This is a genomic window from Roseivirga sp. YIW32 (assembly GCF_057219245.1).
Genome location: NZ_JBXVVG010000001.1, coordinates 821,603 through 845,124 on the forward strand (window position 1 = coordinate 821,603; position 23,522 = coordinate 845,124).

The 23,522-nt window shown below is 44.7% G+C and carries 19 protein-coding genes; 11 read left to right on the forward strand and 8 right to left on the reverse strand.

The annotated features are described in order from the left end of the window. Positions 1-5 precede the first annotated feature (5 nt). The 5 genes from AC2D6U_RS04030 to AC2D6U_RS04050 all read left to right on the forward strand — a co-directional run bounded on the left by AC2D6U_RS04030 (position 6) and on the right by AC2D6U_RS04050 (position 7,170). Positions 6-1,610: a sodium:solute symporter gene (locus tag AC2D6U_RS04030; protein ID WP_484719658.1), complete on the forward strand. Its 1,605-nt coding sequence runs from the start codon at positions 6-8 to the stop codon at positions 1,608-1,610. Next, positions 1,610-2,602 (forward strand): carbohydrate kinase family protein, encoded by a 993-nt coding sequence (locus AC2D6U_RS04035; protein WP_484719659.1) that lies wholly within the window; start codon positions 1,610-1,612, stop codon positions 2,600-2,602. The genes AC2D6U_RS04030 and AC2D6U_RS04035 overlap by 1 nt, the downstream gene beginning before the upstream one ends. Beyond that, on the forward strand, positions 2,602-3,255 hold the full coding sequence (gene pgmB / locus AC2D6U_RS04040) for a beta-phosphoglucomutase (RefSeq protein WP_484719660.1): 654 nt from the start codon (positions 2,602-2,604) through the stop codon (positions 3,253-3,255). The genes AC2D6U_RS04035 and pgmB overlap by 1 nt, the downstream gene beginning before the upstream one ends. After that, positions 3,252-5,552, forward strand: a complete 2,301-nt coding sequence (locus AC2D6U_RS04045) for a glycoside hydrolase family 65 protein (RefSeq protein WP_484719661.1) — start codon at positions 3,252-3,254, stop codon at positions 5,550-5,552. The genes pgmB and AC2D6U_RS04045 overlap by 4 nt, the downstream gene beginning before the upstream one ends. A 163-nt stretch (positions 5,553-5,715) precedes the next feature. Then, entirely contained in the window at positions 5,716-7,170 is a 1,455-nt protein-coding gene (locus tag AC2D6U_RS04050; protein WP_484719662.1) for a hypothetical protein, read from the forward strand. A 4-nt stretch (positions 7,171-7,174) separates the two neighbouring features. On the opposite strand, the gene AC2D6U_RS04055 is transcribed toward AC2D6U_RS04050, so the two are convergent. From AC2D6U_RS04055 to AC2D6U_RS04075, 5 genes are all read right to left on the reverse strand, one after another. Beyond that, entirely contained in the window at positions 7,175-8,773 is a 1,599-nt protein-coding gene (locus AC2D6U_RS04055) for a carboxypeptidase-like regulatory domain-containing protein (RefSeq protein ID WP_484719663.1), read from the reverse strand. 378 nt (positions 8,774-9,151) lie between these two features. Beyond that, positions 9,152-10,684, reverse strand: a complete 1,533-nt coding sequence (locus tag AC2D6U_RS04060; RefSeq protein WP_484719664.1) for a bifunctional GNAT family N-acetyltransferase/carbon-nitrogen hydrolase family protein — start codon at positions 10,682-10,684, stop codon at positions 9,152-9,154. Between the two features lie 115 nt (positions 10,685-10,799). After that, a complete protein-coding gene (locus AC2D6U_RS04065) occupies positions 10,800-12,122 on the reverse strand; it encodes a Gfo/Idh/MocA family oxidoreductase (protein WP_484719665.1) in 1,323 nt (440 codons plus the stop codon). 76 nt (positions 12,123-12,198) lie between these two features. Further along, positions 12,199-13,104 carry an FAD:protein FMN transferase gene (locus tag AC2D6U_RS04070; protein ID WP_484719666.1) on the reverse strand — a complete coding sequence of 302 codons (906 nt, stop codon included), beginning with the start codon at positions 13,102-13,104 and terminating at the stop codon, positions 12,199-12,201. Positions 13,105-13,106: 2 nt separating this feature from the next. Beyond that, positions 13,107-14,192 carry an AI-2E family transporter gene (locus AC2D6U_RS04075; protein WP_484719667.1) on the reverse strand — a complete coding sequence of 362 codons (1,086 nt, stop codon included), beginning with the start codon at positions 14,190-14,192 and terminating at the stop codon, positions 13,107-13,109. A gap of 130 nt (positions 14,193-14,322) precedes the next feature. Here AC2D6U_RS04075 and AC2D6U_RS04080 point away from each other — a divergent pair, with 130 nt between their 5' ends. The 6 genes from AC2D6U_RS04080 (at position 14,323) to AC2D6U_RS04105 (ending at position 20,544) form a co-directional block, all read left to right on the forward strand. Further along, on the forward strand, positions 14,323-15,270 hold the full coding sequence (locus AC2D6U_RS04080) for an acetyl-CoA carboxylase carboxyltransferase subunit alpha (RefSeq protein WP_484719668.1): 948 nt from the start codon (positions 14,323-14,325) through the stop codon (positions 15,268-15,270). 54 nt (positions 15,271-15,324) lie between these two features. Next, a complete protein-coding gene (locus AC2D6U_RS04085) occupies positions 15,325-15,603 on the forward strand; it encodes a hypothetical protein (RefSeq protein WP_484719669.1) in 279 nt (92 codons plus the stop codon). Then, entirely contained in the window at positions 15,600-16,442 is an 843-nt protein-coding gene (locus AC2D6U_RS04090) for an MBL fold metallo-hydrolase (RefSeq protein WP_484719670.1), read from the forward strand. Before AC2D6U_RS04085 ends, AC2D6U_RS04090 begins: the two co-directional genes overlap by 4 nt. Further along, positions 16,443-17,243: a patatin-like phospholipase family protein gene (locus AC2D6U_RS04095; protein WP_484719671.1), complete on the forward strand. Its 801-nt coding sequence runs from the start codon at positions 16,443-16,445 to the stop codon at positions 17,241-17,243. Between the two features lie 88 nt (positions 17,244-17,331). After that, positions 17,332-19,686: a TonB-dependent receptor gene (locus tag AC2D6U_RS04100; protein ID WP_484719672.1), complete on the forward strand. Its 2,355-nt coding sequence runs from the start codon at positions 17,332-17,334 to the stop codon at positions 19,684-19,686. Positions 19,687-19,689: 3 nt separating this feature from the next. Further along, positions 19,690-20,544: a DUF4249 domain-containing protein gene (locus tag AC2D6U_RS04105; RefSeq protein ID WP_484719673.1), complete on the forward strand. Its 855-nt coding sequence runs from the start codon at positions 19,690-19,692 to the stop codon at positions 20,542-20,544. Here the strand turns inward: AC2D6U_RS04105 and tyrS are convergent. The 3 genes from tyrS to AC2D6U_RS04120 form a co-directional block, all read right to left on the reverse strand. Next, positions 20,541-21,830, reverse strand: coding sequence for a tyrosine--tRNA ligase (gene tyrS, locus AC2D6U_RS04110; protein ID WP_484719674.1), 1,290 nt, complete (start codon positions 21,828-21,830; stop codon positions 20,541-20,543). The two genes, AC2D6U_RS04105 and tyrS, sit on opposite strands and share 4 nt — an antisense overlap. Positions 21,831-21,905: 75 nt before the next feature. After that, on the reverse strand, positions 21,906-22,367 hold the full coding sequence (locus tag AC2D6U_RS04115) for a bactofilin family protein (RefSeq protein ID WP_484719675.1): 462 nt from the start codon (positions 22,365-22,367) through the stop codon (positions 21,906-21,908). Further along, entirely contained in the window at positions 22,367-23,422 is a 1,056-nt protein-coding gene (locus tag AC2D6U_RS04120; RefSeq protein WP_484719676.1) for a ParM/StbA family protein, read from the reverse strand. Before AC2D6U_RS04120 ends, AC2D6U_RS04115 begins: the two co-directional genes overlap by 1 nt. Positions 23,423-23,522 lie beyond the last annotated feature (100 nt).

Sequence of the window (23,522 nt, forward strand, 5' to 3'; positions counted from 1 at the left end):
AACCTATGGTAGATCTTGTAGGCCTCGATTATGCATTTTTGATCGGCTACTTCGTCATCGTTTTTGGAATCGCCGCATGGGCCACCTTCAAAGAAAAAGTAAATGCCTCATCCTCAGATTACTTTCTTGGCGGCAAGAACGTAGGCTGGTTTGTTATTGGGGCTTCCTTGTTTGCTTCGAATATAGGCTCCGAACACCTTGTGGGGCTTTCCGGAAGTGGTGCAGCTTCTGGTGTGGCCGTTGGTCAATTTGAGATACTAGCCGGGTTTATGCTCTTGCTATTGGGCTGGGTCTTTGTTCCTTTTTACGTGAGATCAGGTGTTTTTACCATGCCCGAGTTTCTAGAAAAAAGATACTCACCAGCAGCAAGAACCTACCTTTCATGGGTATCAATTATTGCCTATGTCCTGACCAAGATCTCTGTGACCATTGCTGCCGGAGGGATCGTTTTTGAGGCCATTGGGGTTAATTTTTGGACAGGTGCAATTATTGTCGTTGTCGCCACTGGTGTCTATACCATTTTTGGAGGCCTAAAAGCCGTGCTCTACACCGATATGATCCAAATGTTTGTGTTGATCGGGGGTTCATTAGCCGTAACAGGATTTGGATTGGCCGAACTAGGGGGCTGGGGAGAACTAAAAGCTACCGTTGGAGAAAGTTATTTCGACATGTGGCAACCCATAGATCACCTCGATTTTCCATGGACAGGGATTTTGTTTGGGGCACCTATTCTGGGACTTTGGTATTGGTGTACTGATCAGTACATCGTACAGCGCGTCTTGTCCGCTCGAAACATTGAACAGGCCCGAAAGGGAACGATCTTTGGTGGTTTTCTGAAGATGTTACCGGTTTTCTTGTTTGTGCTTCCTGGAATAATCGCTTACGCCTTGTCTCAAAAAGGTGTTTTGGCGCTTGAAAATAATGATCAATCATTGATCGTGATGGTGAAGAACATGGTGCCGGCAGGTGTCCGAGGTCTTGTGATTGCCGGCTTGTTGGCTGCATTAATGAGTTCTTTGTCATCAGTATTCAATTCGTGTTCAACGCTTTTCACCATTGATGTATATAAAAGATGGAAACCTGAAACTCCAGAGAAACGCCTGGTGGTCATTGGACAGATCGCTACAGTGATCATGGTGGGCATTGGCCTGGCATGGATTCCTTTTATGGAGAATGTGTCTGATCAGCTCTTTGTTTATTTACAAAGTGTCCAGGGCTACATCGCGCCACCAATTGCTGCGGTATTCTTATTGGGTATTTTCTTTAAGCGTTTGAATGCACAAGGAGCCATGGCGTCTTTGTTGTCAGGATTTGTCCTGGGTGCTACACGATTTGTCCTTGAATTGAACAAGGATACCCTGACGGAAGGATCATTTTTGCATAGCTTTGCAACGATCAATTTCTTGCATATCGCCATCTTTTTGTTTGTGATCTGTAGTGCCATTTTGATCATGGTGTCCTTATTGACAGCGGCACCACCATTGGAGAAAACAGAAGGGTTGACCTATGACCGCAACGTGAAAACCGATTCTTCTGGCAAAAAACTTGATACATTGTTGACTGCTATCTTGTTGGTCATTATTGTCGCACTCTGGATTTACTTTAGCTAATGATGAATAAACAAGCCAAAGTGGCCGTCGTCGGCCCGATTCCCCGCGATCATATCACTACTCATCGGGGTGAGGTAATAGAGAAATACGGATGTATAACACATCCCACAGTTGGACTTGCCCGCTTGCTGGAAGGAAAAGGGACGGTTTATCCCATTTCCAATATCCGTAAGAAGGATATGCCGGCAGTTAAAGAGATCTTTGCGCCTTATCCGGCCATAGACATGTCCAGTGTTTCTGATGAGTCAGATACCGGAGATGTGATCAAATTGAAATTTCTCGATCAGAACTTCCGAGAGGAGCGCCAAACGGCCTTCATGAACCCGATCATGCCCAAGGATGTGGCGCCTTATTTAGATTGTGATGCCTTCGTTTTTGTGCCGATCACTGATCATGAGATCGTGCTGGACACGTTAAAATACCTTAAGGAGCACAGCAAAGGCACAATTATTTTTGACGGACATGGCCCGACGCATTCCATGGCCATCAGTGGGGAACGGCATAAAAAATTCTGGGTAGAGCGCGATCTATGGCTTCCCTACATCGATGTGCTGAAAATGAACCTCGAGGAGTCGTGGTGTACCTGGTATAAAAACGAATACAAAGAAGAAGAGCTGACAGATATGTTAGACGATATTGGTCAGGCACACCTTGCTCCAATGGCGGACTACATTCTAGACAGAGGACCAAAAGCTTTGATCATCACGACCGATTCAACAGGCTGCAAGGTATTTACCAAAGAAAATGGATCGCTTCGAGAGGAATTTGTGAAGTCTATCCACATGGAAAATGTTGTGGATACCACAGGCTGTGGAGACTCTTTTGCAGGTGGCCTGGCATATGGACTGATAGATGGCGGAGATAATTTTGTCTTAGCATCTATGTATGCAAATGCGCTAGGGGCTCAACGCACGCAAGGTTCTACCTTTGAGGTGTTCAAAAGCCTGCGAGAGACTGAAGCCATGATGAAGTCGAATTATCCCAATTTTTAATGAAGATCAAGGCGGTTATTTTTGATTTGGATGGCGTGATCGTGGACACGGTGCCGGCGCATTATGTTGCCTGGAAATCCATCGCGGATGAGCTGGGGATTCCTTTTGGAAAAAAGGAGAACGAGCAATTGAAAGGCGTGAGCCGCATCAAGTCGATGGAGAAGATCTTAGCACTGGGGTCAATGACCAAAACCAAAGAGGAGATACTGGCCCTCACGGATAAGAAAAACAAGATCTATGTAAACATCATCAGCCAAATGACGCCGGATGATATTTTGCCGGGGGTTGTTTATTTTCTCAATTTGCTGGAAAAGCATGGTCTGCCTAAGGCGATCGGTTCAGCTAGTAAGAACACCCCAACGATTCTTCAAGCGGTTGGTTTGTCCGGGCGATTTGACTGCATAGTAGATGGTAATTCCGTAGCCCGATCAAAACCTGATCCTCAAGTCTTCTTAAAAGGAGCCGAAGGCATGGGCATGTCGCCTGATCAATGTGTGGTTTTTGAAGACGCCATCTCAGGTGTCAAAGCAGCCAAAGCAGGAGGGATGTATTGCATAGGAGTAGGTAAGCCGGAAGTATTGGGTGAAGCCGATCTGGTGGTTCCGGATATGAAAAATGTTGATTTAAAAACCTTAGAAAATCTTAAACGATGAAAAATTACATCAAGCACGATCCTTGGTCGATCATAGAAGAAGGCTTCGTCCCTGAGTATAATCAGATATCTGAAAGTATTTTTAGTATTGGCAATGGCATGTTTGGCCAGCGAGCGAATTTTGAAGAGGCCTACAGCGAAGAAACCCTACTTGGGAATTATGTCGCTGGGGTTTATTATCCCGACAAAACCCGCGTGGGCTGGTGGAAGAATGGCTATCCTGAATATTTCGCTAAAGTATTGAATGCTGCGAATTGGATAGGAATAGGGGTCTCCTTTGAAGGTGAAGAACTCGATCTTGCCCGCTGTGAAGTTCGCGACTTTCGTCGAGAGCTCAACATGAAAGAGGGCTGGTTGAAAAGAACCTTCACGGCCAAATTGCCTTCAGGCAAAGAGGTAAGAGTGGAGTCCACCCGAATCTGTAGCATGGCCAGGACAAAAATCGGTGCGATCGCTTATCAGGTAACGCCATTGAATTTTAGCGGTGAGGCCATGATCACTCCTTCGGTTGACTTCGATGTAATGAATGCCGATTCTAATTATGATGAGAAATTCTGGTTAGAACAAGACAAGAATGCAGACCTCGAATTTTCCTACGTCTTGGCCAGTACAAAAAAGACCGATTTCTGGGTGGCTACAGGAATGGAGTTTTCAATTGAAGGAGCATGGGAATCAGCGGGTAAGACAGCACTGGAGAGGGAGAAATATGTCGAGGTATCCGAAAAAGGCAACGTTCAAGAAGGTAAGTCATTCACGGTTTTCAAGTACGCAGCGAATATTTCATCCATGTATTTCGCAAAGGATGAATTGGTGAAGGTTTGCCAGCAAGAAGTGGCTGACGCAGGGAAGACTGGATTTGATGCACTAGTAGACGAGCACAAAGCCGCATGGGCCTCAAAATGGGAGAAATCAGATATTGTCATTGATGGTGACGTTTCTGCTCAGCAAGGTATTCGATTCAATATCTTTCAGTTGCAACAGACCTACACAGGAGAAGATGAGCGACTAAATATTGGTCCTAAAGGATTTACGGGCGAAAAATACGGAGGTAGTACCTATTGGGATACAGAGGCGTATTGCCTTGCCTTTTACTTGGCCACTTCAGACCCTGAGGTTTCGAAGAATTTGGTTCTGTATCGCTACAAGCACCTACAAAAGGCCATAGAGAATGCTGAAAAATTGGGTTTTACCAACGGGGCTGCCTTGTATCCGATGGTCACCATGAATGGCGAAGAATGTCACAATGAATGGGAGATTACCTTTGAGGAGATTCACCGAAATGGTGCGATCGCCTATGCCATTTATGATTATGTGAATTACCACGGAGATGACGAATACCTGATCGAATATGGTTTGGAGGTGTTGATCGCGATTTCGAGGTTTTGGGCGCAACGCGTGCATTGGTCTGAGGAGAAAGGCCAGTACGTGATGCATGGTGTTACCGGACCCAATGAATACGAGAACAACGTCAATAACAACTGGTACACCAGCAAAATGGCCTTGTGGACCCTTAAATACACCTTAGAGGGTTTACAGCAATACGAGAATGATGCTAGACTCACAGGACTCCTCAAAAAGCTCAATTTCAAAGAAGCGGAGGAGACGGCTAAATGGAAGCACATTTTGGATACTATGTATTTGGGTTATGATGAAAAACGAGGAGTATTCCTTCAGCAGGATGGTTTCTTGGATAAAGACATCATGCCAGTAAATGACATTCCGGAGGGACAACGTCCGATCAACCAAAATTGGTCATGGGATCGTATTCTAAGGTCTTGTTTCATCAAACAAGCCGATACCTTACAGGGAATTTACTTGTTCGAAGATGAATTTGATCTGGAAACGATTGAGCGAAATTTTGATTTCTATGAACCTATGACGGTGCATGAATCGTCGCTTTCGCCTTGTGTGCATTCGATCTTGGCTTCAAAGTTGGGAAGAGAGGAGAAGGCGTATGAAATGTATCTGCGTACGGCACGTTTGGATTTGGATGACTACAACAACGATACAGAAGAGGGTTGTCATACGACATCGATGGCCGGTACGTGGATGGCGTTTGCCAAAGGATTTGCCGGTATGCGCGTTCGTAATGGGCAGCTGTATTTCTCGCCTAGCCTACCGAAGCACTGGGATGGCTATTCGTTCCACATTAAATTTAGAGGAAGCAACTTAACGATCAAGGCGACAAAAGGGCAAACAACGATTCACAATGATTCTGCTGAGTCGATTGATGTTTACCTGTATGATGAAAAGAAGACTGTCGATGGAAACGGACAAGTTGTGGTGCCAATGAAATAAAAATCTGCGGATTTATGGAAAAGCCCGGTCAGTTTGGCTGGGCTTTTGTTTTATTCGGTAAGAAGGTTAGGCGATGCATACGAAACGATCAAGCACAAAAAAGAAGTCGATGTACTGGAGCTACTGCTCGTTAGCATGCACTACGCTATGCTGGCTTTTCTTTATGTTGATTTTATCACCGTCGCAAGGACAAAGCTATACTGCATCAGGCAACTACCGAGTGTTTCCAATCGACTCCATGGGGGTAGTGCTTTTCTCTACGGAATTGAGAGAAGTTGAGTCTACTGCTTTTCAACTCACCATAACGAGACTCGATACCGATTTGAAGGAAGTATGGACCAATTCATTTCCCTTTACCAAGGGCTTGCGTCTTGCGCTTCAAGAAATAGGCGAGGAAGAAATCAGTTTGCTTTTTACCTCTCAAAACGGTCGGTATCTTGAGCTTATTCGAGCGAATACAGCCTTCGGGGATTATACACGATCACGTTATGAGTTTTCGGCTGCCTTTGTTCCATCTTCCATCACCAGCTACTTTGATAACTTTTGGGTTACTGGTTTTATTAACGAGAATCCGGTCATTTTTAATCTGAAAGAGCAAGGTCGTTACGAAACCTTACCGGTAGGCATTCCAGGTGAGCTAAAGGCCATTGCCGGTTTGGACTATGATCGGAAATCGAAGGCATTGAATTATGTGCTGTTGGGGAATGTAGATGGAGAGTCTGTGATGATCTGGCGATCGCTCGGGCTGGATGGCCGTTTGATTCAAAATCACAGGTCTGCTTCATTTGAGTCAAACCAAGCCATGAACGTTCGAGTCATTTACGACGAACAGCACGCAGCTTATGTCGTGGGAACCTATTCTAAAACGAATAGATCGACAGTGGAGGGTTTTTACTTCAGTCGTATTGCGACCGATCCAGACAATAAGTTCCAGCGATTGAAATCGATCAATGCAGCCATCAGTTATAAACGACTGAATCGCTTGGAGAGTGGTAACTTTGACCAGCTCAAGGAAGTGAAAACAAGCAAGGTCAATAAGCTGTATGCATTGGATGCATTGTCTTGGAGTCCTTCAGGGCAGCTGATGGTTTCCTTTGAAGTCTATGGACGTGAATTTCGAAATAGAGGAACGTTGGAGCAACAGATCATTGCCAGAGATCGAGCCGCTCAGATTGATTTGAATACCTACGGACGAAGAGCTTTTGACCAAACGGGCCCCGATCTGACCGAGAGGATAGATCAAATGTCAGCTACAGATCAATTGCAAATGCGGTTCATGGATCAGTCTTTGGCCAAAGCCATTGCAGAAGGGGTCTATTTTCAACATGTCGGGGTCATCAGGTTCAACAAACTGCTCGATATAGAACAGAGCTATGGACTGTTTCTGGATTTGGACGATCAGGGCAGCTATGCACAAGCAGAAAACATGATACAAGGAGAATTGAGATATGCACAGGGCAATCGTATCAAGACCATAGATTTACTCAAAAAGCAGTTTTCTCAACACGATGGACCAGAACAGAGCTTTTTAATTCCCTGGCAGCAACATGTTGACTTGGTCGTCGCCTTTAATGCCGCTGCTGAACAGCTACAGTTGTCTGTTCTTCCGCGGGACTAATGGGTCATTTGAGAGAGTTGATATAGGAAGCAAATGCAGGGTCGGAGAGAAGCTTAGGCTTGGCATCTATTAAATTTCCTTCGCCATCAAGCAAAAGGGTAGTAGGAATAAATTCCTTGAAGAACTTTCTAACCAAGTCCTCTTCAAGACCAATGAGGTACTGGCTCTGATGAAATTCAGGTCTAATCAATCCATGGATCACCTGATTCGTTTGCCATTGTTCTGTTGCTTGATCAAGAGAGACCAGATGCACTTGGACGATTCCCTTTTTGATGAGTCGTCGGGTGGTAGTTGATCCGATCAACTCGTAATAGTTAGGCGGAGCCCATCCTGCCCAAAAGACAACAAAATGGAAAGTAGCCGGTGAGGCTGTAATCCGTTCTAGAAAGTCGGGTTCTTCGATTATCCCCCTTATTCCCTTTTTCATTTGATTATAGCGCAAAAATTGTTCGTCTAATTCCATACGCTGAGAGAGGTCTTCAATGATCTGATCCTCCAAAGGAGTTGCTTGCAGTACGGTGTAGTCATTCCAAAAAGTACTGTCGAATGTGATGTTATTCAATTGTTCCTCCTCGGGTTCTTCACGGCTAAACCCATCGGGATCACCCTTCAGCTGAATGTTGTTGACCATCAGCTCGATGTGTGACTCATGACGCGTCGACGGTTGCGTAGTATATCGAAGGTCGACATGCGTTGCGGCCACATCTGAAATCACTCGATTGGGATAATAGTGTCGGTCGATCCTTTGGTAAAAGATCTTTTTTTCCACCACGGAATACGTACTATCGTAGCTCGTCACTTCTGTTTGCGCCTCTTGAATATCTGCTCTCACGAAAGCCTTGTCTTTCAAGGTGATGTAGAGCATGCCGCTATAACTTCTGGTCGAATGTTCTGTGTTTTCCGAAATAAAATCCACCAAGACAACGGCTTCATTATTGAATTGCGTCGTGTCTTTTATGGTGAACTTTAGCCGATTGAAGGCGCTCCTTAACGGATTTCGAAATTCATAATTCATAAGGTCATTAGATAGTAAGAAATTCAACGAGATGGGAGGGTGCTCAAGTTTGGCGAAGGCCGTAAAGTCAAAACTTCTCCGCAGTTGAGCCAAATGAAAGTTCAAGCGTTCTTCCGGTATTTGACTAAACGACTTGTTTGATTTCTCCTGATAGAAACTCAGCGCGGCTTCGACCAACCGTACGTAGCTACTGTCTTCCTTGCAGTAATGCCGATAGAACGAATCGGCTGTATAATGGCCTTTGGCTTTGTTTTTAGGTATTCGATCAATAGCTGACTGCACCAGTTTTTTTGCCTGATTTTCTTCTTTTTTCCGGAGCTTGGTGCCCTTCACCACAAATTCACCCAAGGCATTGCTAGAGCGTTTCAACTGGATTTGTTGGTAGTGCTCGAAATTGATGGTCTGCAGGGCAATGAGCTGATTTTCATATCCAATACAGCTGATCTTTAAGTGATTGTTCTTTTGTACCTGATCTGGTCTGATCTTCAGTTCAAAACGTCCTTCAAGATTGGTAGAGGTGCCGTAATAGTAGCCGTTCAGTAGAATGTTCACAAAAGGAACTGGCTTTCCATTTTCGCTTTCCGTCACCTGACCTTTTAGATGATAGACGTTTTGGGAAAAGGCTGTTGAAGCAGCGAACAGTAAGCAACAGATGAAAAGGAAACGCGGCAACTTGTTCTTCTTTTGGATTTAATTGGCTATAGATTCAATCGGCGTCAGGCTCAAATAACATAAGGATCGGCTCATCGGCTAAGATAGTCTTCAAATACTTTGCCAAGGGCTTTTTCAAAAGCCGATTTTTTGGCATCTTCGCACCAAATAGTTAGCTATGTTCATCATTGTTGTATTCGCCCTGTTTATTGCTGCCATTGCTTCAGCTTTTTTGATCCCTAACAAAAAAGTATCAAGTCATAAGAAGGATTGGGACGTTTGATAAACTTCTCTTTGGCTATACGCTAAGCCTGCTCATTTTTTCTTCAGTTCAAACAGATCTGTTCTTCGGTCTTTAAGGTTGCGTACGCTGCCTTTTTCGTGCAACTCTGTCAACAGGTTGAGGTCCACGTCTGCAATCAATATCATTTCTGAATTAGGTGTCGCTTCTGCCTTTACCCCATTGGTTGGGAAAGCGAAGTCGCAGGGGGTGAAGACCATGGATTGTGCAAATTGGATATCCATATTGTGCACATTCGGAAGGTTGCCAACACTTCCGGCAATGGCAACATAGCACTCATTTTCAATGGCCCTTGCTTGCGCGCAGTTGCGTACCCTCGAATAACCATTCTGCGTATCCGTCAGAAAAGGAACAAACAAGATCTCCATGCCCTCATCTGCTAATAATCTACTTAGTTCCGGAAACTCCACATCATAGCAAATCAACACACCGATCTTACCACAGTCCGTGTCATAGACCCTCAAGGAATCACCTCCTTGCATGCCCCAAACTTTGGTTTCGTCAGGGGTGACATGCAGTTTTTCGAAACGCTCTATGCTTCCGTCTCTGCGACAGAGGTAGCCTACATTGTAAAGCTGATTGTCGATCACTTCTGGCATGCTTCCCGTAATGATGTTAATATTATAGGAGATAGCGAGTCCAGAAAATTTAGAGACGATCTCCTCAGTGTAGGTGGCGAGCTGCCGAATGGCCTCCGGTTCAGAGAGGTGATTGTTTTTGGCCATCAATGGCGCGTTAAAAAACTCGGGAAAGAGTGCGAAGTCAGAACGGTAATCTGATACCGCATCTACAAAATATTCGGCTTGTTGCATCAAGGTCTTGATGTCGTTGTAAGGCCTCATTTGCCATTGGATCAGGCCCAGACGGACTACGGTTTTCGAGCTCGAGGCTTTTTCATCTTCTGATGGATCTTCATAGTAGATGTTTTCCCATTTCAGCAGAACAGCGAATTCATTCGATAAGGTGTCACCTTCCAAATAGCCTCTCAAGATCTTGCTGGGGTAGAAGTCATTCGATATCTGGAAGCTCAAGACAGGGTCATGAATTTCCTTTCGTTTGACTTTTTCAATGTACTGTTTGGGGGTGAGCTCATTCGCATACTCGTGGTAGTTCGGAATTCGTCCACCAAAGGCAATCCCCCTCAAATTCAGTTTTTCACAAAGCTCTTTACGATAGTCGTAGAGCCGTCTTCCCAGGCGCAACCCTCGGAACTCCGGTTTAATGAAGATCTCAATGCCATACAACAAATCACCTTTTGGTTTGTGTGAATTGAAGGTATAATGGCCGGTGACCTCCTCGTAGGTATGGTTCTTATTGACGATCTGATGATTGGTGCGTATGGCCAAGGCACAGCCAGCCAATTGATCATTCACTTTGATCACCACTTGTCCTTCCGGGAATTTGGTGACTAGGGTTTCAATATGTGATTCCTCCCAGTAGTCATCCGGCATGGTAGGGTATGCCTTGATCATCGCTTCTTTTAAGAAGCGGTAATCTTCCAGTTTAAGGAATTCTAACTCTACCTTATCAATCTCATTGAGCTTCATTAGCAGTCATTTCTTTTTTGGCCTTGTTCAGGAGTTATCCTTTTAAATCTCTTGTAGTGATTAAACAACAAAGCCCCACCCATAGGTGAGGCTAAAGTCTAACTCGTGTAGTGATTTAGATTTCGTATTCGCTTGGATCGATCTTGATTTTGGCTCCGCCATTGTTGATCGCTTCGTGAATCTTGTAAATACAGACCTCCGAACGATACGACTCAATGGCATCATAATTTAAGCTTTCTTCACCTCGAACAGATTCAACAAAGTTGTAGAGGTGGGCGGTATGCGATTGCATGTTGTATACTTTGCTCATCCCACTCATGTCCTTGATGTCATAAGATATCTGAGGCGCAGTAGCTTTGATGCCAGAATCTCCTTGTTCTTTCTCCTTGTATTCTTCCATGTCCGCCAGGTTGGCGATATAGCCCTTATCGATGTACTTTTTCCACTTGTCAGCCGAGATACTAGATTCTCGATAGATTTGGTTACCGTCTCCTTCCGCAATATTGAAGGTGCCTTCATCACCGATAAAGCTTTCGAAGACACCTTTAGCACGTGAATTAGAGATGTTTTCGTAGATGCCGATGGCAGGGCCTTTCGGGGTATCGTACTCTAAAATAGTGGCCATGGTGTCCGCTTGCTCCAATCCAAAGTAGTCGTTATTGCCTGATGCATAGACGGTGTGAGGGAACGCACCCAAGAACCAGTTGAAGATATCGATCTGATGTGAGCCCAAATCAGAAACAACGCCGCCGCCGAGCTTTTTGTAGTTTCGCCAGTTGTACACCTGATCCATGGAGTCAAAACCGTATTTCTTCAATTTGGCCATGTCCAACCGGTCGTTTTTGTTCGGTTGTTGTGTCCAGATTTTCGATCGATTCCATTGTCCGATGGCATGCGTGAGGCGACCGAACATTTGTTCTTGTTCTAGTAGCACCTCTTTGGTAAATCGGTAGCGATCATTCGAACGGCGTTGACGACCAATTTGCAACATGACCCCTGTTCTTTTCATGGCTTTGGCCATGTTTTTCGCATCTTCGATGTTATTCGACATGGCCTTTTCGCAATACACGGGAATACCAGCTTCTAAAGCGGCAATCGCGTGTGGTGCGTGCCAGAAATCCGGTGTAGCCATAGCGATGGCATCCAGTTTTTCTTTTTCCAGCATTTCATAGAAGTCCTCGTAAGCTTTTACTTTGCCATCATACTGAGCGTTGAATCGCTCTTTGGCGCGTTCTCTTCTGCTTTCGATCACATCACAGACAGCCACCAAGTTGGCACTTGGAATTTTGGGAATGTTACTGAAAATCATTCCTCCACCGCGTCCTCCGCAACCAACCACAGCGATATTGATCTTATCTGCAGCCTTTAAAGGGTTTGCCGTGATGTTGAACGGATTGATGAGTACAAGTCCTGTTCCAAGGAGGGTAGATTTCTTCATGAAATCTCTTCTATTTGAATTGTCCATAGTCTTTAAATTTCAATGATTGCGAAAATGCGAGTTGCCCTTAAAAATCTTAATTTAAATCCTCTTTTCCAACAAAATGAAGCTTTCCCTGAGTAGCGTATGCCATCCAAAGAATATCATCGCTTTCGTCGATGCAGGCTTGCATTTCCTCCGGGGTCAACATAAAGGCCGCTGTGGAGAAAGCATCGGAAAGAACCGCCGTTTTCGCGCATACCCAAACCAATTGGTAAGGAGCTTCCAGGTCGTTGTCACCGGTTCTTGGATCAAAGATGTGCTTTCCCTGATAATATGTCCCGCTGGCGCTAATGCTGCAATTCGAAAGTTTAACGATCCGTTGCTCAAATTTGGAGGCGATAGGATAGGGCCAATGGGCTTTTTTCTCTACTTCGTTGCCCAAGAGCAAGGTGGAATCTCCTGCGCTTAGGCTGAAATTGGCAACCTCTAATTCGGCTAATTTTGATTTAACCAAATCGAGTACAAAGCCTTTACCAATTCCCCCAAGGTCGAATTGCATACCGGGCTCACCACAGATGATCAAGGGTTGATCGGGGTCCAAATAAAAGACACACTTACTCTTGTCTTCTTGGACCCTTTGAAGCGCATTTTGCATTTCGTATTCTGTCAGGATACCCTGTTTAGTCGCTCGAAAGATGTCCATGTGTCGAGCAACACCGATGTCAAAGGCTCCTTTGCTCAATTGTTGGGCGTAAAAGGCCTGCTTCATCACCTCCCAGGTTTCCACATCCAGTAGGAGCTGATCACCTGCTTTTAATCGATTGATGCGTGAGATTTCGCTGTCAGGGATGAATCGACTTAAGCGTTGTTCTGTCTCATCAATCAGCCGAAAGACCTGCTCTGCAACACTCAAGGCATAGTTTTCTTCTTCAAAGGCGATGACCAGCTTGAAATAAGTGGCCATGGCTTGATGCTCGTATTGAAATAGAGGTGTTTCCAAGATTAAGCGGCTCGCTTTTTAATTTTACTCCTGCCCATTAATTTTACCAATACGTCAGCATCTGGATTTTGCGCTAGAATTTCTCTCGCCAATACAATAAGGGGCACGGAAAGCAACATGCCTGCAACACCCCAAATGTAACCCCAGACCACAAGGCCTAAAATAACAGTCACTGTGTTCAGCGCGACAGTAGAACCCATTAACAAAGGTTCTATGACATTGCCCCAGGTAAACTGTGTGGCAATGAGGAGGAGCAAAAAGAATAGGAAGGTGCCTCCACTATCGATTTGGATCAGGCCGAGCAAAGTAGGGGGGATGGTGGCAACAATTGACCCCACTGTCGGGATGAAATTCAGAAGAAAAGCGAGGAAGCCCCAGAAGAGGGCGAAATCAATCCCAAATAGCCAGCTGATCCCTCCGAAAAATAATCCGGTGAATAGGCTGGTCAGGAATTTAACCTTCATGTAATCAACGATCGATGTTTTGACCTCAATAAAGGACTTGAGAAGTTTTTCTTTTCCGATCACATCATCTCCTTCGAGGTAGCCGATGTATTTTTCATAGCGCACGATACTCCCAAGAATGGCGACCAGATAAATGGCGGATAGAATAAAGTTAAACGTAAAGGTACCCAGTTGACCCGCTACAATGCCGGAAGTACTGATCAAAAATTCGATGGAGATCAGTTTATTGAGCGTTTCAATTAATCCATCGGTTTCAAAGGCAGTAATTCCGGGAATAAAATCCAGTCCGGAGAGGATATCCTGGAATTTTTCGTTGATCTGTCCGAGGAGCTTCGTTTTTTGAGCCACGATCTGACCCGCAGTATCAAATACTATAAGGCCGATAAGAAATAAAAAGCCGAGGGTCAATATGGTGATGACTGTGATGCTGATCGAGTAAGGCCAACCTTTTTTGGAAAGAAATTGAATGAGGGGTTCTAGTAATAAACCAATGAACAGCGCGAAGGCAAGAGGAATGAGCAGTCCAGCCAGTGTTTTGATGATAAGTACGCCCACAATGGCCAAAAAAATGAGTAAGGTGTTTTTGATCGACCTTACATAGTCTTCTAACGTGTTCAAGTTCATGTATGTCTAAAATTACAACCTATCTGTTCAATTAAAAGCATGGCATGAGCAAACACTTGTTTTTATTTAAAAAGTGAGATGGATAGTAGTTTTGTCCTTAAGTTTGTAGCTTCAAACATAATCAAAGGGAATGCTTTTGGAATTTGAACAACCCATCGTGGACCTAGAAGAGAAGCTAGCGGAAATGAAAAGGCTAGCTGAAAATAGCAAAGTCGATGTTGCTGACGACGTTAAATCGCTCGAAAAGAAAATCGATCTGCTGAAAAAAGAGACGTATAAAAACCTCACGCGTTGGCAGAAAGTACAGCTTTCGCGCCACCCCGATAGACCCTATACCTTAGACTTTATCTACAAGATGACCGATGACTTTGTGGAAATTCACGGAGACCGGAATGTTAGGGATGATAAAGCCATGGTCGGTGGTTTTGGTACATTGGATGGCCAAACGGTTATGTTTGTTGGACAGCAAAAGGGAAGAAATACCAAGCAGCGTCAAATGCGAAATTTTGGTATGGCCAACCCTGAAGGCTATCGAAAAGCGTTGCGCCTATTCAAAATGGCCGAAAAGTTCAATAAACCCATTGTCACCTTGATCGACACCCCCGGAGCCTTTCCGGGCCTGGAAGCCGAGGAGCGAGGGCAGGGCGAAGCCATTGCCAGGAACATTCAGGACATGTTCATGCTGAAAGTGCCGGTCATTTGTATCATCATAGGTGAAGGAGCTTCTGGTGGTGCCTTAGGTATTGCCATAGGGGATAGAGTATTGATGCTCGAAAATACCTGGTATTCGGTGATCTCTCCGGAGTCCTGCTCATCAATTCTTTGGAGAAGCTGGGAATACAAAGAACAAGCAGCCGAGGCCTTAAAATTGACTGCAGAAGACATGAAGGGTTTTGGACTGGTCGATGGGATCATTGAAGAACCATTGGGAGGTGCGCACAAGGACCCGGATTGGATGGCCCAGAAATTAAAAGAGACCATTTTAGACGAGATCAAGGCGTTATCGAAAATGAAACCTCAAGAGCGCATTGATGCCAGAATTGAAAAATTCTCGGGAATGGGAGAATTCATTGAATAAGAAATGCAAGACACCTAAATTAAAGTCACTCAAGCGAGTGACTTTTTTTTGCCTATGAATCAACAAAAGAAAAATATCAGCGCTTATCTCTTCGAAATCATCACTGTGGTGATTGGTATCACCATCGCCCTTGCGCTAGACTCCTATATCCTTAATAATGTCGCTTTTCATCCCAGAGAAGACCGAATTTTGAGTGCTGATCCGCTCAAGACGAACGAAGCCATCAACTTGCTCGGAAGCTTTTTCAACATGATGTCCAAACGAAATCAAGACTACAATGAGTTGATCGATCATTGTAATCATGTCAAGGGTATTCTATCTTCGGCCATATGAAGTTACATCCTATAGAAACGGGCTTTTTCAAATTAGATGGAGGGGCAATGTTTGGCGTTGTACCTAAAGTGCTTTGGGAAAGAACCAATCCGGCAGATGAGAAAAACCTCTGTACCTGGGCCATGCGTTGTTTGTTGATTGAAGAGGGCGATCGTTTGATCCTGATCGATAATGGCATAGGAAATAAGCAAGATGCCAGGTTCTTCAGCCACTATTACCTCCATGGTGAAGCCTCTTTAGACTCCTCCTTGAAGAAAGCAGGGTTTAGCCCCGATGACGTCACTGACATGTTTTTGACACACTTGCATTTTGATCATTGCGGGGGCGGTGTCGACTATGTGGACGAGCAAAAGGATCGACTGGCATTACACTTTCCAAATGCCCGCTATTGGTCGAATAAGGCCCATTGGCTTTGGGCAACCCAACCCAACCCCAGAGAAAAGGCTTCCTTTCTCAAGGAAAACATCCTTCCGATGGAAGAAAGTGGGCATCTCAATTTTGTTGATGTAACCAGAGACAATGACCTGCCTTTTGAAGTGATCACGGCTGATGGCCATACAGATCAACAAATGCTACCTAAAATTCAATATAAGGGGCGGACACTCGTTTTTATGGCTGATCTGTTGCCTTCAATAGGCCATATTCCTTTGCCTTATGTAATGGGATATGATACACGTCCTTTATTGACACTTCAAGAGAAAGAAGCATTTTTGAAAGAAGCGGCGGCTAAGGACTATGTGTTGTTCTTAGAGCATGATGCAGTCAATGAGTGCTGCACTGTTCAGATGACCGAAAAAGGGGTACGACTGAAAGAGACTTTTAAACTAAGCGACTTATAAATGAAAATTGGATTAGCATTATCAGGGGGAGGAGCCAGAGGCTTTGCCCATCTGGGTGTATTGAAGGCCTTAGAAGAAGCAGGAGTCAAAATTGATATGCTCAGTGGTGCCAGTGCCGGTTCTATGGCTGCCGCATTTTACTCACACGGCTATAGTCCTGACGAAATCTTGGATATTTTCGAGTCAACCAGTTTATTGAAGTTGGTGTGGCCGGCATTTAGCTTTACCGGCTTGTTGAATATCCAAAAGACCGAGTCTGTTTATAAGAAATACTTGAAGGACGACTCGTTCGAGAAGGCAAATTTGCCACTTTTCATTTCTACGACCAATTTGAATGAAGGAAAGGCAGAGATGCTCAAGAGTGGTTCTTTGAGTAAGGCCGTCATGGCTTCAAGTTGTATCCCTTTTATTTTTGATCCGGTAAAGATCGGTGACAACTTTTATGTGGATGGAGGGGTGTTGAACAACATGCCGACGGAAGTATTGAAAGAAAATGGTGCGGACATCATCATCGGGGTCAATGTGGCGCCGGTGGTGAAAGAGCCCGAGCTTTCGGGACCTCGAAAAATGATCGAACGTGTCAGTGTACTCGCGCTGAGTGCGAATGTGGCCGCGAGCAGTAAATTGTGTGACTTTTACATCAAGCCTGCGGAGCTTCGCAGTTATGGCACTTTTGACTTTAAGAAATCCAAAGAGATCTTCAACATCGGGTATGAGTATAGCTTGCACGAATTAGAGGTGTTGGATAAAAACAATAAGCTCAAGAAAATGCTTAATAAGGAGAAAAAAGAGCAGGCCTGATGAAACATGTTGCTTCTTTTGTCGACTTAAGGTAAACGAAGCGTTCCATAAGCTAGTTGGTCAAAATTATTCTCTAAACAACATCCCCATGCTAAGGTCGGGCATCGCCCTTTTTCTCTTTTTCTTTCTCTTTATGATGAATGCCCAGAATCGGGTGACATTGAGTGGTTATGTACGAGATGCGGCAACGGGAGAGGAATTATTAGGTGCAACGGTATTCGTCAAAGAAATGCAAAATGGAGTCGTTACCAATGGTTATGGTTTCTACTCGCTTACCTTAGCCCCAGGGGAATACAACTTTGTTTTCAGCTTTATTGGGTACGAGTCGGTCGAGCGGAAAATCAATCTCAACGAAGCCTATTCCCTGAACATAGAATTGATGGAGTTTTCCCAAACCTTGGAAGAAGTGGTGGTTGTCTCTGAGCGAGAAGATGAAAATGTCACGGAGCTCCAAATGAGCCGAAACGACATCAACATTGCCCAGGTAAAGAAATTGCCTGCACTCTTTGGTGAACCCGACATCATCAAAACGATTCAATTATTGCCCGGTGTTATTTCGGCGGGTGAAGGAACCTCTGCATTCTTTGTTAGAGGGGGGAGTGCGGATCAAAACCTGATTTTGATCGATGAAGCACCGGTTTATGACCCCTCGCATTTATTTGGTCTCTTTTCTGTCTTCAATGCAGATGTGATCAAGTCCTCAGAGTTGTATAAGGGAGGTATTCCGGCCCGATACGGCGGAAGGCTTTCCTCGGTGCTGGACGTCAGAACGAAGGACGGGAATAACCAACGCTTTGCCGGGGAGGGAGGAATTGGTTTACTGGCCTCAAGCATCATGCTAGAAGGGCCCATAAAAAAGGACAAAAGCTCTTTTATTGTATCGGGTAGGAGATCCTATGTTGATGCTTTTTTGAGGGCGGCAAATCAAGACAACCTGGTGTTCTTTTACGATGTGAATGCCAAGGTGAATTGGAGAGCAAGTAACAAGGACCGCTTCTTCCTAGCGCTTTATGCCGGACGTGATGATTTTGATTTTGGCGATACCTTTGGCTTTGATTGGGGCAACCGAACCGCAACTTTCCGCTGGAATCATTTATTCAATGACAAGGTATTCTCTAACACCACCTTGATCGCCAATAGTTTTGATTATGGCTTGGGGTCTACCTCCGCCACCAATTCCTTTGATTGGGATTCGAATTTGAGTGAGCTGTCCTTTAAGGAAGACATCAACTATTACTTGTCTCCGTCATTGAGCTTAGATTTTGGATATCATCTGACCTATAGGCGTTTCGCTCCAGGCAAGATCGTTCCAGGTGCTACATCTATTCTGGGTGCAACAGAGCTTCAAAACGAACAAGCCCTTGACCATGCCCTTTATGTATCGGTTAAGCATAAGATATCGGATCGTTTGACTTTAGATTATGGCGGACGCTTGTCCTATTTTCAAAGTGTTGGAGATTATACCTTGTATCTCTACGACGATGTTCAGGACAATATCAATCCGAGACGAGTGGATTCGATCGCTTATGGGAGTTTTGAGACCATTGTGGATTATTTGAATTTCGAACCACGCTTTGGTGCGCGTTACCTGCTCAATCCACAAACCAGTATTAAACTGAGTTACCAGCGTATGGTGCAAAATACGCATTTGATCTCGAGTGGAACGGTACCAGTACCTTTCAATACCTGGGCACCAAGTTCGACCTACCTCAAGCCACAGCTGGCCGATCAATTTGCTCTTGGCTATTTCAAGAACTTCCCAGGGAATCGCTACGAGCTCTCTATTGAAGCCTATTACAAGGACATCCAAAATGTGACGGATTTTGCTGACAATGCAAGCATCTTCTTCAATCAAGACTTGCCTACTGAGTATCGTCAGGGTAATGCGACCGCCTATGGGGTAGAGTTCATGCTTCAAAAGAAGAAGGGAGCCTTAACTGGCTTTGTGAGCTACACATGGTCTGTTGCTGAGCGTCAAGTTGAGGGAGTCAATCAAGGGCGTGTATTCTATGCTAATTATGATCGAAGAAACAACTTGAACATCGTCGCGACCTATGAACACAGTCCAAAGTGGAGTTTTGGAGGAAACTTTACCTACGGAACTGGACGTCCCATCACCTTGACTTCCGGAACCTATGAATTTGGCGAAAGCTATCTGCCTGATATCATTACGGAACGAAATGGGTATCGTTTACCCGCCTTTCATCGAATCGATCTCAGCGCCACTTTAGTGCCTCAAAAAGCACGCAAAAACAAGAACATAGAAACCTCTTGGGTCTTCGGGTTGTACAATGTCTATAGTCGTAAAAATCCTTTCACCTTGTTTACCAGCATCCCATTGGATGATGATGGACAAGTAGAAGGAGATGGTACCTTGAGAGAAGCGAGAATGATCTATCTGTTTCCAGTTTTACCTTCCATCACCTATAATATCAAGTTCTGATCCATGAAACGTGCATTACAATTGGTTTTAGGATGGTCGCTCATGTTGCTTCTGGCATGCGAAGAGGTGGTGGTCATCGATTTGAATGAGCTGGATGAACGTGTGATCATCGAAGGGCTAATCACCAATCGACGAGAACAGGCTTTTGTAAAGCTTACGAGAAGCCGTGATTTCTATGCGCAAGGGCGTGCCGAACGCATTACAGATGCTATCGTGGAAGTATCGATCAACAATGGGGAAATGGTTCAGTTTGCCCATAACCCCGATCAGTCGCCAGCCTTGGAAGGTTATTATTTTCCGTTCGGTGGCTTAGAGGGAATTGTGGGGAACGAATACCAGCTGACCGTTCGGATCGATGAGCAAGTTTATATAGCACGTGAGGCCATGCCGCCGGTAACGGCAATCGACTCATTGACCACTAGGTTCGACCCGTCTGAGTTTGACGATCCACAAGTGCCCGGTCGGTATTATCAGGTTTTGCTGAATGCACAAGAACCTCAAGATCGAGATGATCAATACCTCTTTAAGTTTTATCGCAATGATACCTTGGTCCGAGACTTCCCAACCGATATCTACGTAGCAGAAGATCAGTTGCTAGGAGGTAATATTGCTGAACTGGAAATTGCGGGGTATTATGCCCTCAATGATGTGGCACGGGTGGAAATGTATAGTTTGACCAGAGAAGCGTATATCTATTACTCCGACTTAAGCAACTTGCTCAATGGTGACGGTGGTCTGTTCAGCCCACCTCCTGCAAACCCAAGAAATAACCTGAGCAATGGAGCTTTGGGCTACTTTCAAGTCTCCGCCTTGGCCCGGGAAGAACTAATTGTTTATGATCCCCGAGAGGACGATTAGTCGACTACGCTGATCAGGTAGTAGTTCTTTTTGCCTTTTTGCACCAAGAAGTACTTGTCTTGCAGCAGTTTGACCACTGGTTTGGCATTCATGTCTTCGATTTTGGCTTTATTGATGGAAACGCCACCGCCTTGTAGCATTCTACGTGCTTCTCCTTTGGAAGAAAAGATGATGTCATTTGTCTCAACCGAGAGTAAATCGATGTAGCCTTGTGCGTCGTTCAAGACGCTTTTCGTAATCGTGGTTTGGGGTACACCTTCAAAAACGGACAAGAGGGTACGTTCATCAATGGCTTCTAGGTCTTCTGTCGTCGATTTACCAAAGAGAAGGTTCGATGCTTTCTGTGCCAAAATGAGGTCTTCTTCCGAATGCACACGCACAGTGATGTCTTCCGCCAATGCCTTTTGCAAGACTCTTAAATGCGGGGCCTCCGCGTGCTCCTTAACCAAGGTGTCGATTTCTTCTTTAGGTTTTAAGGTGAAGATCTTAATGAAATTCTCTGCATCCTCATCTGAGGTATTCAGCCAATACTGGTAGAATTTGTATGGAGAGGTGCGTTCGGGATCCAGCCAAACATTGCCTCCTTCTGATTTGCCAAATTTTGATCCGTCAGCTTTCTTAATGAGCGGCGCAGTCAATGCGAATGCTTCGCCCTGAACCTTTCTTCGGATCAATTCCGTTCCAGTAACAATGTTACCCCATTGATCGGAACCTCCCATTTGAAGCTTGCACGACTTGTGTTGGTAAAGGTGTAAAAAGTCATAGCCCTGCACCAGCTGATACGTAAATTCAGTAAACGACATGCCGGTTTCTAAGCGATTCTTTACAGAATCCTTCGCCATCATGTAGTTCACGGAGATGTGCTTGCCTACTTCTCGAATGAAACCTAAAAAGCTGAAGTCCTTGAACCAGTCGTAGTTATTGACGAGTTCCGCTGAGTTGTCTCCGCAATTGAAGTCCAAGAACTTTTTGAGTTGCTCTTTCTGGGCATTGAGGTTATGATTCAATACCGACTCATCCAACATGGGGCGTTCAGCTGATTTTCCTGATGGATCACCCACCATGCCAGTAGCACCACCAACGAGGGCGATGGGTTTATGCCCGGCGCGCTGCAAATGCACGAGTAACATCACCGGCACCAAATTACCGATATGGAGTGAGTCTGCCGTAGGATCAAAACCGACATAGCCGGTGGTCATCTCTTTGGATAATTGCTCTTCCGTTCCGGGCATGATGTCGTGAATCATCCCTCTCCATTCTAATTCTTGTACTAATGGGTTGCTCATGGTCTCAACGATTGGACGGCAAATATAGAATAAGGAAGGGCAGGGGAAAAGGCTAAAAATAAAAAAGCCCGGTCTTTACCAGGCTGCACTTGTGTAGTTGTCGTTCGAAAGCTTGTCAGGCGAGCTGTGCATCTGCAGTTTGGAGGAACGCGAAGGGGAACTTGCCGTAAATTCAGGTAAGTCGATTTCTTTGCCTACCGTGACCTTCCCATTGAGTTCGGCTCCATTTTCAATGGAGATTTCTTTCGCGAAGATCTTACCATAGACCTTCGATTTACTCGTTAACTGCAGCAAGCCATTGGAAATGACATCCCCATTGATATATCCTTCAATGGTGATGTCAGCTCCACTCAAATTACCTCCAATTTCACCTAGCTCACCGATGATGATCTTCTCTTTAGAGATCAAGTCACCTGTCACGAAACCATCCACACGAATGCTGTGTGGAGATTCCATGTTTCCTTTGATCACCGATCCTTCTTTGATCTGGGTGATGTAGGTTGACGGATTAGAATTGGAGAGGCTTTTCTTACTCATTAGTACTCAGAAGGTATGGATGATTCAGTTTCCAAGTTGTTCTCATTAAAAACCGACACGATCGTTGAAGAGTTACCAATATCTAGACCGACTGCATTGGCCTTCGCGCCACCATTCAATTGGGCGGAGTTTATGCAGTATCCTCTACTGGCCAAACTCTGCGGTTCATGAGCCACTTCCAGATCCAGGATGTCCTGAAACTCTTGTTTGAAGCAATCCACTAAGGCCGGATACATGGCGCCACCCCCGGCCAAGAACATTTGATGGGCGATGGTAAAGTCATTGTCATTGAATGCTTTTCTCATGGCAGGAGAGATGACATCGTCATAGTATTGCTTTAATACTTTATCTCTAATGCCTTGAATATCAATTTGTTTTCTATTCAAGAAGATCACGCCTTTTTGGAAGGCAGCGTCAATTTGATGCTCTGTCTTTAGTTCCAAATAGTACTGCTTGGCGAGTTCCTTTTCTAACAAGTTAACCGCATAACGCAAGCCAAAGGTAGATAGTGATGTTCGCTGTACGATACCGCCTTCTGTGCTAACCAAGCCTTCTAGTGTTCCATATCCTAAGGACATGACAAAGAAGTTACCCGATGCATTTTGGATACCTTTTCTCAAGGCTATGGCACAACTAATAACCTCAGGAATGATCTGTACTTGATCCAGTTCTACCTGAACACTCTTTTTGCCTCCACCACCATAGGTGCCTCCATCATAATCGACAACGTGCTGTGTATTGAGCAAATTAGCTGCCGTTTCTTTGTACAATTGAAAGGTTGAGAATGGAAAGTCCGAAGTTACCGTTAAGGGGTTTCCTAATTTTTGATTCGCAATGAGTAGTCCTGATTTCATCAGTAGGTTATAATCCAACTCATCTGGTGCGGCATTAATGTTTCTGTGAGGAGAGATCCCCTCAGTTAATGCCAAATTACCGATCACGTAACCATCTCCATTATGGTAGATTTTAAGCCCGTTGATCAAATCAGGGGCAACGTTTCTTAAATCGGTGTTATTTCCTTCGAATACGCTAGGAAAGATGTAGGTCTTGAACATAGCTTCTTTCTAAGTGGTTGAAAGTCTTGAAAAATTCGAATAGCAATAATACAATTTAATCAGGTTTTTCATTGACCGAAATCCAAAAAAGTTAGGGACT

Coding starts and splice junctions, on each gene's coding strand:
- AC2D6U_RS04065 (WP_484719665.1), bottom strand. CDS start 12,122: ATGAAGAAATCTACCCTCCTTGGAACAGGACTTGTACTCATCAATCCG.
- pgmB (WP_484719660.1), top strand. CDS start 2,602: ATGAAGATCAAGGCGGTTATTTTTGATTTGGATGGCGTGATCGTGGAC.
- tyrS (WP_484719674.1), bottom strand. CDS start 21,830: ATGAGCAACCCATTAGTACAAGAATTAGAATGGAGAGGGATGATTCAC.
- AC2D6U_RS04115 (WP_484719675.1), bottom strand. CDS start 22,367: ATGAGTAAGAAAAGCCTCTCCAATTCTAATCCGTCAACCTACATCACC.
- AC2D6U_RS04105 (WP_484719673.1), top strand. CDS start 19,690: ATGAAACGTGCATTACAATTGGTTTTAGGATGGTCGCTCATGTTGCTT.
- AC2D6U_RS04045 (WP_484719661.1), top strand. CDS start 3,252: ATGAAAAATTACATCAAGCACGATCCTTGGTCGATCATAGAAGAAGGC.
- AC2D6U_RS04095 (WP_484719671.1), top strand. CDS start 16,443: ATGAAAATTGGATTAGCATTATCAGGGGGAGGAGCCAGAGGCTTTGCC.
- AC2D6U_RS04085 (WP_484719669.1), top strand. CDS start 15,325: ATGAATCAACAAAAGAAAAATATCAGCGCTTATCTCTTCGAAATCATC.
- AC2D6U_RS04120 (WP_484719676.1), bottom strand. CDS start 23,422: ATGTTCAAGACCTACATCTTTCCTAGCGTATTCGAAGGAAATAACACC.
- AC2D6U_RS04060 (WP_484719664.1), bottom strand. CDS start 10,684: ATGAAGCTCAATGAGATTGATAAGGTAGAGTTAGAATTCCTTAAACTG.
- AC2D6U_RS04035 (WP_484719659.1), top strand. CDS start 1,610: ATGATGAATAAACAAGCCAAAGTGGCCGTCGTCGGCCCGATTCCCCGC.
- AC2D6U_RS04050 (WP_484719662.1), top strand. CDS start 5,716: ATGTTGATTTTATCACCGTCGCAAGGACAAAGCTATACTGCATCAGGC.
- AC2D6U_RS04030 (WP_484719658.1), top strand. CDS start 6: ATGGTAGATCTTGTAGGCCTCGATTATGCATTTTTGATCGGCTACTTC.
- AC2D6U_RS04075 (WP_484719667.1), bottom strand. CDS start 14,192: ATGAACTTGAACACGTTAGAAGACTATGTAAGGTCGATCAAAAACACC.
- AC2D6U_RS04090 (WP_484719670.1), top strand. CDS start 15,600: ATGAAGTTACATCCTATAGAAACGGGCTTTTTCAAATTAGATGGAGGG.
- AC2D6U_RS04080 (WP_484719668.1), top strand. CDS start 14,323: ATGCTTTTGGAATTTGAACAACCCATCGTGGACCTAGAAGAGAAGCTA.
- AC2D6U_RS04100 (WP_484719672.1), top strand. CDS start 17,332: ATGCTAAGGTCGGGCATCGCCCTTTTTCTCTTTTTCTTTCTCTTTATG.